The following is a 16,453-nucleotide window of genomic DNA, read 5'->3' on the forward strand; positions in this document are numbered from 1 at the left end:
TTACTGAATCGACAAAGACCAGTGGACGTAACTTTGCCACAGGCTTTCTTGTGCTAGTAATTCTGCGCCGAGTGGGTGGCATTCCAGCCACTTCTCTGGAAGCACAAGATTCAGGGTCTCACCTTCAACCTTCAGCGTAATTTCCGGGAGGATGTCATCCCGGCGGCGGCTGGCGAAGATAATAGCCAGCCGTAGCAGACGACAAATATGTTCTGCAATGCGCGGAGGTACGGCATTTTGCTGATGCAGCGATGACAAATCGACAGGGTTAGTCTGATTTAGCATTAACGTCGCCAGTAGTTTTTTCTGCGCTGGTGTGTAACCTGGAAGATCAAGGTTCTTCACCAGATAGGCGGCATGCTGTGGCGCTTGTTTGAAGTCCACACTCAGGCCAATCTCATGAAGTAATGCTGCGCTGTTGAGCATTTCGATGCTGAGCGGTGTCAGACCCCATGCATCTTTAACCTGGTTGGCGAGAGCCTGAGCTAATTGTTGGACGCGCTCTGCCTGGCCGGTATCCACCATGAAACGACGTTGGATATTGCGAACTGTGCGACTTCTGATTTCCTGATTAACGGACAAATGAAGCATTCCATAGACCAGACCTTCACGTAGCGCACCGCCGGCAAGTGTCATGCAATTAATCGATAATTCTTCGAAAACCGCGATTAAAATAGCCAGCCCGCTTGGGAAAACCAGTGCTCTTTCCAGCGTTAAACCTTCAATTTCCAGCTCTTCCAGCCGCCCGCATTGAATTGCTCTTTGTTTCAACTGCTGTAGCTTCGCAAGAGTAATGCGCTCATCCATCCCTTGCGCCATCATGATTTCTTGCAATGCTTGTACGGTGCCTGAGGCTCCCACGCACACTTTCCAGCCATGATGTTTTAGTTGACTGCACACTGGACGCAGAACTTCTTTTGCGGCGAGCTCTGCGGCTTCAAAATTTTCTTGAGCCAGGTTGCGGTCGCTAAAAAAGCGCTCAAGCCAGGTTACACAGCCCATAGATAGGCTGAAGAGGGCGGTTGTTTGCGCACCTGTTCCTGTTACCAGTTCTGTGCTTGCCCCCCCGATATCAACGACTAAGCGCTGATCGGCGCCACCTGTAGTATGAGCTACACCCTGATAAATCAAGCGTGCTTCTTCTTCACCATGAATAATTTGCACCGGGCAGCCGAGAATTTTTTCAGCTTGCTGGATGAATTCATTGGCATTAGTGGCAAGGCGGAGTGTCGCGGTTGCGACAACACGAATTTGTGCTTGAGGGATATCCTGAAGACGTTCAGCAAATAAGCGCAGGCATTGCCACCCGCGCTCCATCGCTTCGCGTGAAAGCGTATTATCTCTGCTTAAGCCTGCAGCAAGGCGTACTTTCCGTTTAATCCGAGCAAGGGTTTGTATGCTCCCTGCCACCTCACGTACAACCAACATATGAAAGCTATTAGAGCCTAAATCAATTGCAGCATACAGTGAGGTGGAGCTGAGCATAAATTTTAACCTGTGCGACGGCGATTACCACGGGATGCGCCACCATTACGGCGAGGGCCGTTACCCGGGCGGGCACGCGTCAGACGCTTTGGTGGAGGAAGTTCGCTTAACAGTGCTTCAGTTTTGTACTTGCTGACCGGAATTGAGTGACCAATGTAGGTTTCAATTGCAGACAGATTCAACGCATAGTCTTCACACGCCAGACTAATAGAATGGCCGCTTTCGCCAGCACGGCCTGTACGGCCAATACGGTGAACGTAGTCTTCGCAGTCATCTGGTAAATCGTAGTTGAATACGTGAGTGACTAACGGAATATGCAGGCCACGTGCTGCTACGTCCGTCGCAACCAGAATATCGAGATCACCACGGGTAAATTCTTCAAGGATGCGCAGACGTTTTTTCTGAGCAACATCGCCCGTTAACAAACCAACGCGATGCCCGTCAGCAGCGAGGTGACCCCAAATATCTTCACAACGGTGTTTGGTGTTGGCGAAGATAATTGCACGGTCTGGCCATTCTTCTTCGATGAGCGTTTGCAGCAGGCGCATTTTCTCTTCGTTAGAAGGATAAAACAGCTCTTCTTTGATGCGATGGCCGGTTTTTTGTTCAGGTTCCACTTCAACGTATTCCGCGTTGTTCATTTGCTCGAAGGCAAGTTCACGTACACGGTAAGATAATGTCGCGGAAAACAGCATGTTCAGACGCTGGGTTACAGGCGGCATACGACGGAACAACCAGCGGATATCTTTAATAAAGCCCAGATCGTACATGCGATCTGCTTCATCCAGCACCACAACCTGAATTGCGCCTAAGTTAATGTGGTTTTGCTTGGCATAATCAATCAAACGGCCAGTTGTGCCGATAAGAATATCAACACCGCTTTCCAGGACTTTAAGCTGTTTGTCATAGCCATCACCACCGTACGCCAGGCCGAGTTTTAGGCCGGTCGATTGTGCTAGTGGCTCTGCATCAGAGTGAATTTGTACTGCCAGTTCACGAGTCGGTGCCATGATTAAGGCACGCGGCTGGTTCACCTGACGATTCTCTGGAACCGGGTGAGAGAGTAAATAATGGAACGTTGACGTTAAAAACGCCATCGTTTTGCCAGTACCGGTTTGCGCCTGCCCTGCAACGTCACGATTCGCTAGTGTCAGCGGTAGTGCCAGTGCCTGAATTGGGGTGCAGTTATGGAACCCTTTATTTTCAAGGGCTTCAATCACCTTAGGGTGCAGGGCGAAGTCGGAAAACTTCTGTTCGGTCAAATGTGTTTTGCTCATAGTGTGGTAGAATATCAGCTAACTATTGCTTTACGAAAGCGTATCCGGTGAAATAAAGTCAACCTTAAGTTGGTTAATGCTACACCAACAAGGTAGACATAATCCTGCGGAGTAGAACATGAGCGATAAAATTATTCACCTGACTGACGACAGTTTCGACACGGACGTGCTAAAAGCTGATGGGTTGATCCTGGTTGATTTCTGGGCAGAGTGGTGTGGTCCATGCAAGATGATCGCCCCGATTCTTGATGAAATCGCTGATGAATATCAGGGCAATCTGACCGTTGCTAAACTGAACATCGATCAGAACCCGGGCACGGCACCGAAATACGGTATCCGTGGTATCCCAACTCTGTTGCTGTTCAAGAACGGTGAAGTGGCTGCGACCAAAGTCGGTGCGCTGTCTAAAGGTCAATTAAAAGAGTTCCTCGACGCTAATCTGGCATAATGGAATCTCAGCCGGTGCGTGCGGGTTCGCAATTTTTTGTGAGCTGCTGGACGCCCGGCGTCAGTCATGCTAAGTTACTTTTACTGCATTTTGAACTTGTCTTATAGTTTGAATCTTTGTAATACCCAATGCTTCCAGTTAACTTTCACTAAGACCCTGTTTTACAGTGAACATACTGTCGCATAATCGATTTCGGGCATATCACCCATTCCGTCTTATCGTTTCAGTTCTGTGTTTTTCCTATGACCAGACAGCGATTAGACATGTGGTGGTGGCCATTAAACAGGCATGGATGATCCTGCCATACCATTCACGATACATGTTCGAGATTTACCCCGAGTTTAAGAACCCACCATTATGAATCTTACCGAATTAAAGAATACGCCGGTTTCTGAGCTGATTACTCTCGGCGAAAATATGGGGCTGGAAAACCAAGCCCGTATGCGCAAGCAGGACATTATTTTCTCCATCCTGAAGCAACACGCAAAGAGTGGCGAAGATATCTTTGGTGACGGTGTGCTGGAGATATTGCAGGACGGATTTGGTTTCCTCCGCTCTGCAGACAGCTCCTACCTCGCCGGTCCTGATGACATCTACGTTTCTCCCAGCCAAATCCGCCGTTTCAACCTCCGTACAGGGGATACCATCTCCGGTAAGATTCGTCCGCCGAAAGAAGGTGAACGTTACTTTGCACTGCTGAAAGTAAACGAAGTCAACTATGACAAACCGGAAAATGCGCGTAGCAAAATCTTGTTCGAAAACTTAACCCCGCTGCATGCTAACTCTCGTTTACGCATGGAACGTGGTAATGGTTCTACCGAAGACTTAACGGCTCGTGTACTGGATTTGGCTTCGCCAATTGGTCGTGGCCAGCGTGGCCTGATTGTGGCACCGCCTAAAGCGGGTAAAACAATGCTGCTGCAAAACATCGCGACTAGCATTGCGTATAACCACCCGGACTGTGTGCTGATGGTTCTGCTGATCGATGAACGTCCGGAAGAAGTGACCGAGATGCAGCGTCTGGTGAAAGGCGAAGTTATCGCGTCCACCTTTGACGAACCAGCATCTCGCCACGTTCAGGTAGCTGAAATGGTCATCGAGAAGGCGAAACGTCTGGTTGAGCATAAGAAGGACGTTATCATTCTGCTCGACTCCATCACCCGTCTGGCCCGTGCCTATAACACCGTTGTACCGGCATCCGGCAAAGTGTTGACCGGTGGTGTGGACGCTAACGCCCTGCATCGCCCGAAACGCTTCTTCGGTGCTGCGCGTAACGTGGAAGAAGGTGGTAGCTTGACTATCATCGCAACTGCGTTGGTTGATACCGGTTCTAAAATGGATGAAGTTATCTACGAAGAATTTAAAGGCACCGGTAACATGGAACTGCATCTGGCGCGTAAAATCGCAGAGAAGCGTGTGTTCCCTGCCATCGACTACAATCGTTCAGGTACGCGCAAAGAAGAGTTGCTTACTACACAGGAAGAACTCCAGAAAATGTGGATCCTGCGTAAAATCATCCACCCAATGGGTGAGATCGATGCCATGGAATTCCTCATCAACAAGTTGGCGATGACGAAAACCAACGAAGACTTTTTCGATATGATGAAGCGCTCGTAAGCAGCAAAAACTCGGGGAACGCCACGCTTAGACGTGGCGTTTTTCTTTTGGTGGGCTAATTTTATAGTCGGCTGATGGAAGGCATGCGTGTTTTTGTTTTTGCTTGCGGGTTAGCAATCTAAATATAATTATATGTTCCACAAAGGTTATGAAAAATCATCGGTGATGGTTTTTGGCACGTTTTTTGCTTTAATAGCTTGTATGATTTAGCAGAGAGTCATCTATTGTGAACTTACTCAGTCTGAGTACAGACCTCATCCTTGTCTTTATTTTCACTCTCGTCTTTTTATTTTTTGCCCGCAAAGGGGCGAAGAAAATTGGCCTGGTGGATAGACCAAATTACCGCAAGCGGCATCAGGGGTTCATTCCATTGGTTGGGGGGATTTCTGTCTACGCTGGGGTCTGCTTCGCATTTTTAGCTTCGTGGCTGTCTTCTAGTTATTATATTCCTCACGCTCAGCTTTATTTGGTCTGCGCAGGCATTTTGGTGCTTGTGGGGGCCATTGACGATCGCTTCGATATTAGCGTGAAATTCCGTGCTTTCGCCCAGGCATTTGTCGCCATTGTTATGATGGCATATGCTGGACTCTACCTTTCAAATTTTGGTTATATCCTTGGCTCCTGGGAGTTTCTTCTTGGCCCATTCGGTTATATCGTTACTTTATTTGCGGTCTGGGCAGCTATCAATGCCTTCAATATGGTTGATGGTATTGATGGTCTCTTAGGGGGGTTATCCAGTGTGTCATTTGCTGCACTAGGTATCATTCTCCTTTTTGACGGACAGACTAGTCTTGCAATGTGGTGTTTCGCAATGATCGCTGCCATCCTTCCTTATATCCTGCTGAATCTAGGTGTTTTTGGTCGACGGTATAAAGTTTTTATGGGGGATGCTGGAAGTACATTCATTGGCTTTACGCTGATCTGGATGTTGTTGCAGACAACACAAGGGCACTCTCATCCGGTAAGTCCTGTCACTGCTTTATGGATCATAGCCATCCCATTGATAGATATGATTGCTATCATGTATCGTCGACTGCGCAAAGGATTAAGTCCTTTCTCGGCCGATAGACAACATATTCATCACCTTATCATGCGGGTGGGCTTTACTTCCCGGCAAGCATTTGCACTGATCACCTTTGCGGCAGCATTGTTAGCTTCCGTCGGAGTTATCTCTGAATATTATCAAGCTGTACCCGAATGGGGTATGTTGGCATTATTCTTGCTTGCATTTGTTCTGTATGATTATTGCATCAAACGAGCCTGGAAAGTGGCGCGTTTTATAAGGCGTTATAAGCGCCGGCAACGTAAAAACAGTAGTACCATTTCTTAATTCTGAAAGTAATTGGGGAAGTGATGAAACAAAACGTGCCAGGAAGTAACCCGGGAATGGTAGACAACGAGTTAGACATTCGTGGTTTATTCCGGACTCTATGGCAAGGTAAGTTGTGGATTATTGGCATGGCAGTTTTGTTTGCTGGCGTCGCGCTAATCTATACCTTCTTTGCCAGACAGGAATGGAGTGCTAACGCAATAACTGATCGCCCTACAGTGAATATGTTGGGTGGCTATTATTCGCAGCAGCAATTCCTGCGTAACCTTGATCTCAGAGCCAATATGCTGCCGGTCGATCAGCCGTCGGTAATGGATGAGGCTTACAAAGAATTCATCATGCAGTTATCTGCCTACGATACTCGTCGTGATTTTTGGCTACAGACCGATTATTACAAGCAACGCCAAGTCGGCAACAGTAAAGTGGATGCTGCGCTATTAGATGAACTTGTTGATAATATTCAATTTACTGCTGGTGATGTCGCACGGAACACCAGTGATAGCGTTAAACTGATTGCAGAAACTGCGGCTGACGCTAACAACCTGCTGCGTCAATATGTCGCTTTTGCCAGCCAGCGGGCGGCAAGTCATCTTAATGAAGAGTTAACGGGGGCTTGGGCTGCTCGTACTGTTCAGATGAAGGCGCAAGTTAAGCGGCAGGAAGCGGTTGCAAAGTCCATTTTCGATCGCAAGGTTCGCAGTGTTGAGCAAGCGTTGAAAATTGCACAACAGCAAAATATTGCCAAAAGTGAAACAGAAGTTCCTGCTGACGAGTTACCTGATTCTGAAATGTTCATGTTAGGACGTCCTATGTTGCAAGCACGCCTTGAAAGCCTGCAAGCGGTCGGGCCAAACTATGACATTGACTATGACCAGAACCGAGCCATGTTGTCGACGCTGAATGTTGGACCAACACTTGACGCTCGCTTTCAAACTTACCGCTATTTACGTACCCCTGAAGAACCTGTGAAGCGTGATAGCCCGCGCCGGGTATTCTTACTGATCATGTGGGGTATGGTTGGGGCCCTGATTGGTGCTGGTGTGGCATTAGCTCGCCGTCCAAAATTTTTATAACGCCCTTACCCAGCGAAGGCTCGATGGACGGTCTTCGCCTTTTTTAACAAAAGAGAATTGCTGTGAAAGTGTTAACTGTTTTTGGCACGCGCCCAGAAGCTATAAAAATGGCTCCATTGGTTGATGCGTTGGCAAAGGACGCGTTTTTTGACGCAAAAGTATGTGTGACAGCACAGCATCGCGAGATGCTGGATCAAGTGCTGAATCTATTTTCTATCGAGCCGGATTATGATTTAAACATCATGAAGCCGGGGCAAGGGCTAACGGAAATTACTTGCCGTATTCTCGAAGGATTAAAGCCGATACTTGAGTCATTTAAACCTGATGTGGTGCTAGTGCATGGTGATACCACCACGACAGTAGCCACGAGTCTTGCAGCATTTTATCAGCGAATTCCTGTTGGGCATGTTGAAGCGGGTCTGCGTACCGGCGACTTGTATTCTCCATGGCCGGAAGAGGCGAACAGAACGATCACCGGGCATCTGGCGATGTATCATTTCGCACCAACTGAAAATTCCCGACAAAACCTATTACGCGAAAATATCAGCGACAGTAAAATTATCGTCACCGGTAATACGGTGATTGATGCGCTGATATCTGTTCGTGACCGTGTATTGGCGGATGATAGTTTGCGTAACTCCCTGGCGGGGTGCTATCCGTTCCTGGACAGCAGCAAAAAGCTAATTCTGGTAACCGGCCACCGACGCGAAAGCTTTGGTGGGGGTTTTGAGCGCATTTGTCACGCTCTGGCTGAGATTGCTAAAGAAAACAGTGACGTTCAGATCGTTTATCCGGTTCATCTGAACCCGAATGTCAGCGAACCTGTGACCCGTATTCTAGGGAATGTCAAAAATGTGGTGTTGATAGACCCACAGGAATACCTGCCATTTGTCTATCTGATGAACCAGGCATATCTGATTCTTACTGATTCAGGTGGCATTCAGGAAGAAGCGCCGTCCTTGGGTAAACCGGTGTTGGTTATGCGTGATACTACAGAGCGCCCAGAAGCCGTTGATGCTGGTACTGTTCGTCTGGTTGGTACGGACACACAAGAAATTGTTCGTCAGGTTACGCATTTGCTGAAAGACGAAAACGAATATCAAGTCATGAGCCGAGCACATAATCCTTATGGTAATGGCAAAGCTTGTGAGCAAATTTTGGCTGCATTGAAGAAGAATCAGGTGAAACAATGAGTTTTGCAACCATCTCTGTTATTGGTCTTGGCTATATCGGATTACCAACCGCAGCAGCCTTTGCGTCTAAACAGCAAAACGTTGTTGGTATTGATATCAACCAACATGCAGTAGATACCATTAATCGCGGTGCTATTCATATTGTGGAGCCAGACCTGGATAAGGTGGTTAAAACGGCTGTTGAAGGCGGTTTTTTGCGTGCCAGCACCCAACCGGTTGAAGCAGACGCTTTTTTGATTGCAGTACCAACCCCATTTAAAGGCGATCATGAGCCTGACATGGTTTTCGTCAAAGCCGCGGCTGAATCCATTGCGCCCGTATTAAAGAAAGGTGCGCTGGTGATTCTGGAGTCAACCTCGCCGGTGGGTTCAACCGAGCAACTGGCGACATGGTTGGCGGAGCTTCGTCCAGACCTGACTTTCCCGCACCAGGCCGGCGAAGCAGCAGATATAAATGTCGCGTACTGTCCCGAGCGAGTGCTGCCAGGTCAGGTGATGGTCGAGCTCATCAAAAACGATCGTGTTATTGGTGGAATGACGCCAGTCTGCTCTGCTCGTGCAAGCGAGTTGTACAATATATTCCTTGAAGGTGAGTGCGTGGTGACTAACTCCCGCACCGCTGAAATGTGCAAGCTAACCGAGAACAGCTTCCGTGATGTGAATATTGCATTCGCAAATGAGCTCTCGCTGATATGTGCCGCCCAGGAGATTAATGTCTGGGAACTGATTCGCCTGGCTAATCGCCATCCACGCGTCAATATTCTTCAGCCAGGACCTGGTGTAGGCGGGCACTGCATTGCCGTTGACCCATGGTTTATCGTTGCGCAGAACCCTGAACAAGCAAAATTGATTCGCACAGCACGTGAAGTCAACGATGGTAAACCTCACTGGGTCGTCAATCAGGTGAAAGCAGCGGTCGCAGACTGCCTTTCAGAAACGGGCAAGCGTGCCAGCGAAATTACCATTGCCTGCTTTGGTTTAGCGTTTAAACCGAATATCGATGACTTGCGAGAAAGCCCCGCCATGGAAATTGCTGCACTTCTCAGCGTCTGGCACAGCGGTAAAATGCTGGTGGTTGAACCAAATATCCATCAGTTACCAAAAAAACTGGTCGAGCAATGTGAATTAGCCTCGGTTGATGACGCTCTCCAACAGGCCGATGTTTTGGTGATGCTGGTTGATCACCAAGCTTTCAAAGCCATTCCGGGTACGCAAGTTCAGCAATGCTGGATTGTTGATACCAAAGGAGTCTGGCGCTAGGTTTCGCCAGAAACGGGTGAAACCGATGACACCTTGCTCTTCCCCTATTCACGCAAGAATTGAATCTCTTAACTGGGAGAATCAGTTCTTTGCAGTGAACAGCGGAATCCTTCGTTTTGAATACGACTCGCCATTGCTGACGACACAACTTCTTGATAGTTACGCCCGCGTACAGGCTAAAATCCCCGCTCAGCAATCTGACTGGCTTGATGGTTTGCAGCAACTCGGTTTTAAGCTGGTTGAAGGGGAAGTCGATCTGACACTAGCAGTTGGCACGCAAAATGCTGCGTCTGCTGTGCAGCTGGCAACAAGCACTGATATTCCTATTTTGCGCGATTTAGCCGCTAAGATTTTTACACAAAGCCGATTTCGGACGCCGTGGTACCAGCCTGCGGATAGTGGTCGCTTTTATGCCCAATGGATTGAGAATGCGGTGCTGGGAACGTTTGATCACGAATGTTTACTGTTGAAAAACAGTGATGTGATTCAAGGTTTTGTCAGCATGCGTCAGCTAAATGAGAGCGAAGCGCGTATTGGCTTACTGGCAGGTCGTGGTGTTGGTGGTCAACTCATGGAATCCGCCCGTTTTTGGTGTCAGCAGCGAGGGTTAGAAACGCTTCGTGTCGCGACGCAAATCAGCAATACCGCAGCTCTGCGACGTTATATTCAAAGTGGTGCCAGCATAGAAAGCACCGCCTTCTGGTTATACAGGTGAAAAAATGATCCCATTTAATGCTCCGCCAGTAGTAGGTACGGAAATCGAATACATGCAGGCTGCGATGGGTAGCGGCAAGCTCTGTGGTGACGGCGGTTTTACTCGCCGTTGCCAGCAGTGGATGGAACACCGTTTTAGCAGCAAAAAAGTACTGTTAACGCCTTCCTGTACTGCATCGCTGGAAATGGCTGCGCTGTTGTTGAATATTCAACCTGGTGATGAAGTCATCATGCCGAGCTATACCTTTGTTTCTACTGCGAATGCTTTCGTGCTGCGTGGCGCAAAAGTCGTGTTTGTTGATGTTCGCCCGGACACGATGAACATTGACGAAACATTGATTGAAGCGGCCATTACCGAGAAAACGCGTGCGATTGTCCCTGTTCATTACGCTGGCGTTGCCTGCGAAATGGACACCATTATGGCTATTGCGAACAAACATAATCTCTTTGTTGTGGAAGATGCCGCGCAGGGCGTGATGTCGACCTACAAAGGCCGCGCATTAGGAACAATTGGTCATATCGGTTGCTTCAGCTTCCATGAAACCAAAAACTATACGGCAGGTGGTGAAGGTGGTGCGACGCTGATTAATGATTCGTCGCTTATTGAGCGCGCGGAAATTATTCGCGAGAAAGGGACTAACCGTAGCCAATTCTTCCGTGGTCAGGTCGATAAATATACCTGGCGCGATATTGGCTCAAGCTACCTGATGGCCGATCTACAGGCCGCATATCTTTGGGCGCAACTGGAAGCGGCGGAAAAGATTAATCAGCAGCGGCTGAAATTGTGGCATGCCTATTATGATGCGTTGGCCCCTCTGGCCAACGCCGGGCGTATTAAACTGCCATCGATTCCTAAAGACTGTGTGCAAAATGCACATATGTTCTATATCAAGCTTCGAGATATTGACGACCGTAGTGCGTTGATCGCCTACCTCAAAGAGGCAGAAATTTTGGCGGTGTTCCACTACATCCCATTACATGACTGCCCGGCGGGTGAGAAGTTTGGTTACTTCCATGGCGAAGACCGTTTCACCACTCAAGAAAGCGAGCGCCTGTTGCGCCTGCCACTGTTCTACAACTTGTCTCCTGCGAACCAACGTACCGTCATCAATACGTTGCTAAGCTACTTCTCCTGATATGTCACTCGCGAAAGCCTCAGTGTGGACCGCAGGGTCCACACTGGTAAAAATTGCTGCTGGATTGCTGGTGGTGAAGCTGCTTGCAGTGTCATTTGGGCCTGGCGGTGTCGGGCAGGCTGGAAACTTCCGCCAGATGATCACCGTATTAGGCGTGCTCGCCGGAGCGGGGATTTTCAACGGCGTGACAAAATACGTCGCGCAGTATCATGACCAGCCTGAGCAACTCCGTAAAGTCATCGGCACATCGTCGGCGATGGTTCTGGGCTTCTCCACTCTTTTAGCCATCATCTTTGTCGTTGCGGCAAAACCAATCAGCCTTGGACTATTTGGGCATGAAGACTACCAGGAACTAGTGCGTCTGGTCGCGCTGGTACAAATGGGTATAGCCTGGGCGAATTTTTCACTGGCTATCATGAAAGGTTTTCGTGATGCAGCTGGAAACGCGCTGGCATTGATTGGCGGCAGCATTATCGGTGTGACTGCTTATTACCTTTGCTATCGTCTGGGCGGTTACCAGGGGGCATTGTTGGGGTTGGCGTTGGTACCTGCATTAGTACTCATACCTGCGGGAATCATGCTGGTCCGGCGCGAACATATCCCGCTCAGCTATCTGAAACCGCAATGGGACAAAGTGTACGCCAGCAGCCTTGGCAAATTCACTATCATGGCGCTGATTACGTCCGTGACGTTGCCAGTGGCTTACGTGATGATGCGAAACCTCCTTGCTGATCATTATAGTTGGGATGATGTCGGTATCTGGCAGGGTGTGAGTAGTATCTCGGATGCTTATCTGCAATTCATTACGGCTTCATTTAGCGTTTACTTGCTACCAACACTTTCTCGTTTAACTAACAAGCATGACATTAGCCGTGAAATTATCCGCTCGCTGAAATTTGTGCTGCCCGCTGTGGCTCTGGCAAGTTTCACCGTCTGGCTATTACGCGATTTCGCCATATGGCTGCTTTTCTCACATAAATTTATTGCAATGCGCGATCTCTTTGCCTGGCAACTCGTGGGCGATGTGTTGAAAGTCGGTTCGTATGTGTTTGGCTATCTGGTCATAGCTAAAGCGTCGCTTCGCTTCTATATTTTGACTGAAATTAGCCAGTTTGCTTTATTGACCGGCTTTGCACATTGGCTTATACCTTCGCACGGAGCCTTGGGGGCCGCGCAGGCTTATATGGCAACGTACATCATTTACTTCACGCTCTGTTGCAGCGTTTTTCTCATTTATCGTAGACGAGCATGACGACACTGATTCACGTTTTGGGATCGGATATCCCGCATCATAATCAAACGGTACTGCGCTTCTTCAGCGACGAACTTGCTGCTTCAAATCCGCATGCACGCCAGTTTATGGTGGTTTCAAAGGATGACTCACTGCTGTCGGCTTTTCCGGCACTCTCAGTCACACTTTTCCCCACTAAAAAAGCACTGGCGCAGACTGTTGTAGAAAAGGCTCGCACCAACCGCCAGCAGCATTTTTTCTTCCATGGTCAGTTTAATAGCGCGCTGTGGATTGCATTGCTGACTGGGGGCTTAAAGCCAGATCAGACGAATTGGCATATCTGGGGTGCAGATCTTTATGAGGCCTCAAGCAGCCTCAAGTTTCGTGCATTTTACCTGCTGCGCCGTATTGCACAGGGACGTATGGGCCGCGTGTTTGCAACGCGAGGCGATCTGAATTATTTCCACGAACGCCATCCACGGGTGCCGGGTGAACTCATTTATTTCCCAACACGAATGGACCCCACGCTCAATAGCATGAGTAGTGAAAAGACACCCGGTGGCAAACTTACGCTGCTGGTTGGCAACTCCGGTGACCGTAGTAACCAACACATTACTGCGCTAAAAGCGATTCATGCACAGTTTGGCGATACGGTACGCGTCGTGGTGCCGATGGGGTATCCAGCCAATAATGATACTTATATTGATGAAGTGCAGCAGGTTGGCAATGCTTTATTCAGCAAAGAGAATCTGCAAGTTTTGACGGAAAAAATGGATTTTGATGACTACCTGGCAATGCTGCGCCAATGTGATCTCGGTTATTTCATTTTTGATCGTCAACAAGGTATCGGTACGCTTTGCTTGCTTATTCAGGCCGGAACACCTTGTGTATTGAGTCGCAAAAACCCTTTCTGGCAAGATATGACTGAACAACATATTCCGGTGCTGTTTACTGGTGACCCGCTTGATGAACCCATCGTTCGCGAAGCCCAACGTCAGCTACGCCTACTGGATAAACAACAGATTGCCTTCTTTAATCCTAACTATGTTGACGGTTGGAAACGGGCGCTGGACATTGCATCAGGAGAAACTGCATGAGTTTGCTGCAATTTGGCGGTCTGTTTGCGGTCTGGTTTGTATCAGTGATGTTCATTGGCATTTTAACGTACCAGGAATTCCGCCGCGTTCGTTTCAATTTTAATGTGTTCTTTTCGCTGCTCTATCTGCTGACTTTTTTCTTTGGTTTCCCTTTCACGTGCACATTAGTGTTTCGCTTCGGAGTGTCAGTGGTCCCAGCGGATGTCCTATTGCAAGCGCAATTAGCCGCCGCGTGCTTCTATGGAATCTACTATGTCGCCTATAAAACGCGGCTACGGGAGAAGCGTGCTGCCGCTGTGCGGCAACCTCTCTTTACCATGAACCGTGTTGAAACCCATCTGACGTGGTTCATGCTGATGGTGGTGGCGCTAGTGAGCGTTAGTATCTTCTTTATGAATAACGGTTTTTTGCTGTTTAAACTGCATTCATATAGCCAGATATTTTCCAGTGAAGTGTCGGGCGTTGCGTTGAAGCGTTTCTTCTATTTCTTTATTCCCGCGATGCTGGTGGTCTATTTCCTGAAACAAGACGGGCGAGCCTGGTTATTCTTCCTGGTCAGCACAGTCGCATTCGGGTTGCTGACTTACATGATTGTTGGTGGTACGCGCGCCAATATCATTATCGCGTTTGCCATCTTTTTGTTCATCGGCATTATCCGTGGTTGGATCTCGTTGTGGATGCTGGTTGCAGCAGGTGTGTTTGGCATCGTCGGCATGTTCTGGCTGGCGTTGAAACGCTACGGGATGAATGTTAACGGTGAAGAGGCATTTTATACGTTCTTGTATCTGACGCGGGATACCTTCTCACCATGGGAAAACCTCGGTTTATTGCTGCAAAATTACGACAAAATTGAGTTCCAGGGGCTGGCGCCTATTATTCGTGATTTCTATGTCTTTATTCCAACCTGGCTGTGGCCAAGCCGCCCAGGCATTGTGCTCAATAGCGCGAACTACTTTACCTGGGAAATCCTCAACAACCATTCTGGGCTGGCGATATCACCGACCTTAATTGGTTCGCTTGTGGTAATGGGCGGCGTGTGGTTTATCCCGCTAGGTGCAGTTGCGGTTGGGCTTATCATTAAATGGTTCGACTGGTTGTATGAGTTAGGTAATCGGGAAACCAACAAGTACAAAGCCGCCATTTTGCATAGTTTCTGCTTCGGTGCGATTTTTAACATGATTGTATTGGCGCGTGAGGGATTGGATTCCTTCGTTTCCCGTGTAGTGTTTTTCATTCTGGTATTTGGCGCCTGTCTGCTGCTCGCGAAACTGCTTTACTGGTTATTTGATAGTGCGGGGCTGATACATCAGCGGTTACGTCGTTCGCCGCGCGTGAGATCTGACTCTCAAAATGCTTCACAAGGATTATCATGAACGCTCCAATTTCAGCTCCTTCCTATACTCTTCGCGGCCTGAATCTTCTGGGCTGGCGCGATATGCAGCATGCACTGGATTACCTCTATGCAGAAGATTCATTGCGTACCGGTACGCTGGTGGCGATTAATGCAGAGAAAATCCTGACCGCAGAACGCGATAAAGAAGTACGTACGCTAATCGAAGAGGCGGAATACAAATACGCTGATGGCATTAGCGTGGTGCGTTCGATCCGTAAAAAATTTCCTGGCGCTGTTGTGTCACGCGTCCCGGGAGCTGATCTGTGGGAAGCGTTGATGCAGCGGGCTGGGCAGGAAGGTACACCCGTCTTTCTAATCGGTGGTAAACCGGAGATATTGGCGCAAACGAAAGCCAAACTGCGCGAACAGTGGCAGGTCAATATCGTTGATAGTCAGGATGGTTATTTCAAAGCCGAGCAACAGCCAGCGCTGTTTGAGCGCATTCGCGACAGTGGTGCGGCAATTGTAACGGTAGCAATGGGCTCGCCACGTCAGGAAATCTTTATGCGCGATTGCCGGAAGGTCTATCCTAATGCGTTGTATATGGGGGTGGGTGGCACCTACGATGTCTTCACCGGACACGTGAAGCGCGCGCCAAAGGTATGGCAGAACCTCGGTCTGGAATGGTTGTATCGGTTATTGTCACAACCGAGCCGCATAACTCGCCAAATAAAGCTGCTGCGTTATCTGGCGTGGCATTACACCGGGCGCCTGTAAAACATCACTCAATACATAGATAAAGAGAGTTTCGCGAGAGGATTTGGCCGGATTTTCAGCATAATGTGCAAAGCATAACCAAATGCGCATTTTATTTAAATAAGCACTAGACAGGTGAGCATGAAGCCCGTAATATCCGACCCCGCAACGGCGCTACGCGCCCGTAGCTCAGCTGGATAGAGCGCTGCCCTCCGGAGGCAGAGGTCTCAGGTTCGAATCCTGTCGGGCGCACCATTTGTTGAATGGCGCTGGAGCTGCGGTGGTACTTGTTTTTATAATATAGACCGCGTGAAAGATTTACAGTGGTGGCTATAGCTCAGTTGGTAGAGCCCTGGATTGTGATTCCAGTTGTCGTGGGTTCGAGTCCCATTAGCCACCCCATTAATTTAGTGATATTGCGAAGGTGGCGGAATTGGTAGACGCGCTAGCTTCAGGTGTTAGTGTTCTTACGGACGTGAGGGTTCAAGTCCCTCTCTTCGCACC

Annotated in this window: 14 protein-coding genes and 3 tRNA genes; 15 read left to right on the forward strand and 2 right to left on the reverse strand. The window is 48.7% G+C overall.

Going from position 1 to position 16,453, the window contains the following annotated elements; translation table 11 throughout:
- Nucleotides 1-1,485 carry a guanosine-5'-triphosphate,3'-diphosphate diphosphatase gene (gppA, locus tag FH968_RS21300; RefSeq protein ID WP_139883119.1) on the reverse strand — a complete coding sequence of 495 codons (1,485 nt, stop codon included), beginning with the start codon at nucleotides 1,483-1,485 and terminating at the stop codon, nucleotides 1-3.
- Nucleotides 1,486-1,490: 5 nt separating this feature from the next.
- Nucleotides 1,491-2,762, reverse strand: coding sequence for an ATP-dependent RNA helicase RhlB (gene rhlB, locus FH968_RS21305; RefSeq protein WP_139883121.1), 1,272 nt, complete (start codon nucleotides 2,760-2,762; stop codon nucleotides 1,491-1,493).
- A 118-nt stretch (nucleotides 2,763-2,880) separates the two neighbouring features.
- On the opposite strand from rhlB, the gene trxA reads away from it, so the two are divergent.
- The 15 genes from trxA (at nucleotide 2,881) to FH968_RS21380 (ending at nucleotide 16,451) form a co-directional block, all read left to right on the forward strand.
- Nucleotides 2,881-3,210, forward strand: coding sequence for a thioredoxin TrxA (trxA, locus tag FH968_RS21310; RefSeq protein ID WP_034461718.1), 330 nt, complete (start codon nucleotides 2,881-2,883; stop codon nucleotides 3,208-3,210).
- 357 nt (nucleotides 3,211-3,567) lie between these two features.
- A complete protein-coding gene (gene rho, locus FH968_RS21315) occupies nucleotides 3,568-4,827 on the forward strand; it encodes a transcription termination factor Rho (RefSeq protein ID WP_034492237.1) in 1,260 nt (419 codons plus the stop codon).
- A 226-nt stretch (nucleotides 4,828-5,053) separates the two neighbouring features.
- Nucleotides 5,054-6,157: a UDP-N-acetylglucosamine--undecaprenyl-phosphate N-acetylglucosaminephosphotransferase gene (gene wecA / locus FH968_RS21320; RefSeq protein ID WP_139883124.1), complete on the forward strand. Its 1,104-nt coding sequence runs from the start codon at nucleotides 5,054-5,056 to the stop codon at nucleotides 6,155-6,157.
- A gap of 23 nt (nucleotides 6,158-6,180) precedes the next feature.
- Nucleotides 6,181-7,230 carry an ECA polysaccharide chain length modulation protein gene (gene wzzE / locus FH968_RS21325; RefSeq protein ID WP_139883126.1) on the forward strand — a complete coding sequence of 350 codons (1,050 nt, stop codon included), beginning with the start codon at nucleotides 6,181-6,183 and terminating at the stop codon, nucleotides 7,228-7,230.
- A 62-nt stretch (nucleotides 7,231-7,292) separates the two neighbouring features.
- A complete protein-coding gene (wecB, locus tag FH968_RS21330) occupies nucleotides 7,293-8,423 on the forward strand; it encodes a non-hydrolyzing UDP-N-acetylglucosamine 2-epimerase (protein WP_139883128.1) in 1,131 nt (376 codons plus the stop codon).
- The gene (gene wecC / locus FH968_RS21335) at nucleotides 8,420-9,682 is read left to right on the forward strand and encodes a UDP-N-acetyl-D-mannosamine dehydrogenase (protein ID WP_139883130.1); all 1,263 of its coding nucleotides are present in this window, start codon (nucleotides 8,420-8,422) and stop codon (nucleotides 9,680-9,682) included. Before wecB ends, wecC begins: the two co-directional genes overlap by 4 nt.
- Before the next feature lie 25 nt (nucleotides 9,683-9,707).
- Nucleotides 9,708-10,397 (forward strand): dTDP-4-amino-4,6-dideoxy-D-galactose acyltransferase, encoded by a 690-nt coding sequence (gene rffC, locus FH968_RS21340; protein ID WP_139883132.1) that lies wholly within the window; start codon nucleotides 9,708-9,710, stop codon nucleotides 10,395-10,397.
- Between the two features lie 4 nt (nucleotides 10,398-10,401).
- Nucleotides 10,402-11,532 (forward strand): dTDP-4-amino-4,6-dideoxygalactose transaminase, encoded by a 1,131-nt coding sequence (gene rffA / locus FH968_RS21345; RefSeq protein ID WP_139883135.1) that lies wholly within the window; start codon nucleotides 10,402-10,404, stop codon nucleotides 11,530-11,532.
- A 1-nt stretch (nucleotide 11,533) separates the two neighbouring features.
- Complete coding sequence (wzxE, locus tag FH968_RS21350) at nucleotides 11,534-12,784, forward strand: lipid III flippase WzxE (RefSeq protein ID WP_139883137.1); 1,251 nt, start codon at nucleotides 11,534-11,536, stop codon at nucleotides 12,782-12,784.
- Nucleotides 12,781-13,860, forward strand: a complete 1,080-nt coding sequence (locus tag FH968_RS21355) for a TDP-N-acetylfucosamine:lipid II N-acetylfucosaminyltransferase (RefSeq protein WP_139883139.1) — start codon at nucleotides 12,781-12,783, stop codon at nucleotides 13,858-13,860. Before wzxE ends, FH968_RS21355 begins: the two co-directional genes overlap by 4 nt.
- Entirely contained in the window at nucleotides 13,857-15,233 is a 1,377-nt protein-coding gene (gene wzyE, locus FH968_RS21360) for an ECA oligosaccharide polymerase (protein ID WP_139883141.1), read from the forward strand. The genes FH968_RS21355 and wzyE overlap by 4 nt, the downstream gene beginning before the upstream one ends.
- A complete protein-coding gene (wecG, locus tag FH968_RS21365) occupies nucleotides 15,230-15,970 on the forward strand; it encodes a lipopolysaccharide N-acetylmannosaminouronosyltransferase (protein ID WP_139883144.1) in 741 nt (246 codons plus the stop codon). Before wzyE ends, wecG begins: the two co-directional genes overlap by 4 nt.
- Nucleotides 15,971-16,127: 157 nt before the next feature.
- A tRNA-Arg gene (locus FH968_RS21370) sits at nucleotides 16,128-16,204 on the forward strand.
- Nucleotides 16,205-16,275: 71 nt separating this feature from the next.
- Nucleotides 16,276-16,351, forward strand: a tRNA-His gene (locus FH968_RS21375).
- A gap of 16 nt (nucleotides 16,352-16,367) precedes the next feature.
- A tRNA-Leu gene (locus FH968_RS21380) sits at nucleotides 16,368-16,451 on the forward strand.
- The last annotated feature ends 2 nt before the right edge of the window (nucleotides 16,452-16,453 follow it).

This window comes from Buttiauxella sp. B2, from assembly GCF_006376615.1.
In the GTDB taxonomy this organism is placed as follows: Bacteria; Pseudomonadota; Gammaproteobacteria; order Enterobacterales; family Enterobacteriaceae; genus Buttiauxella.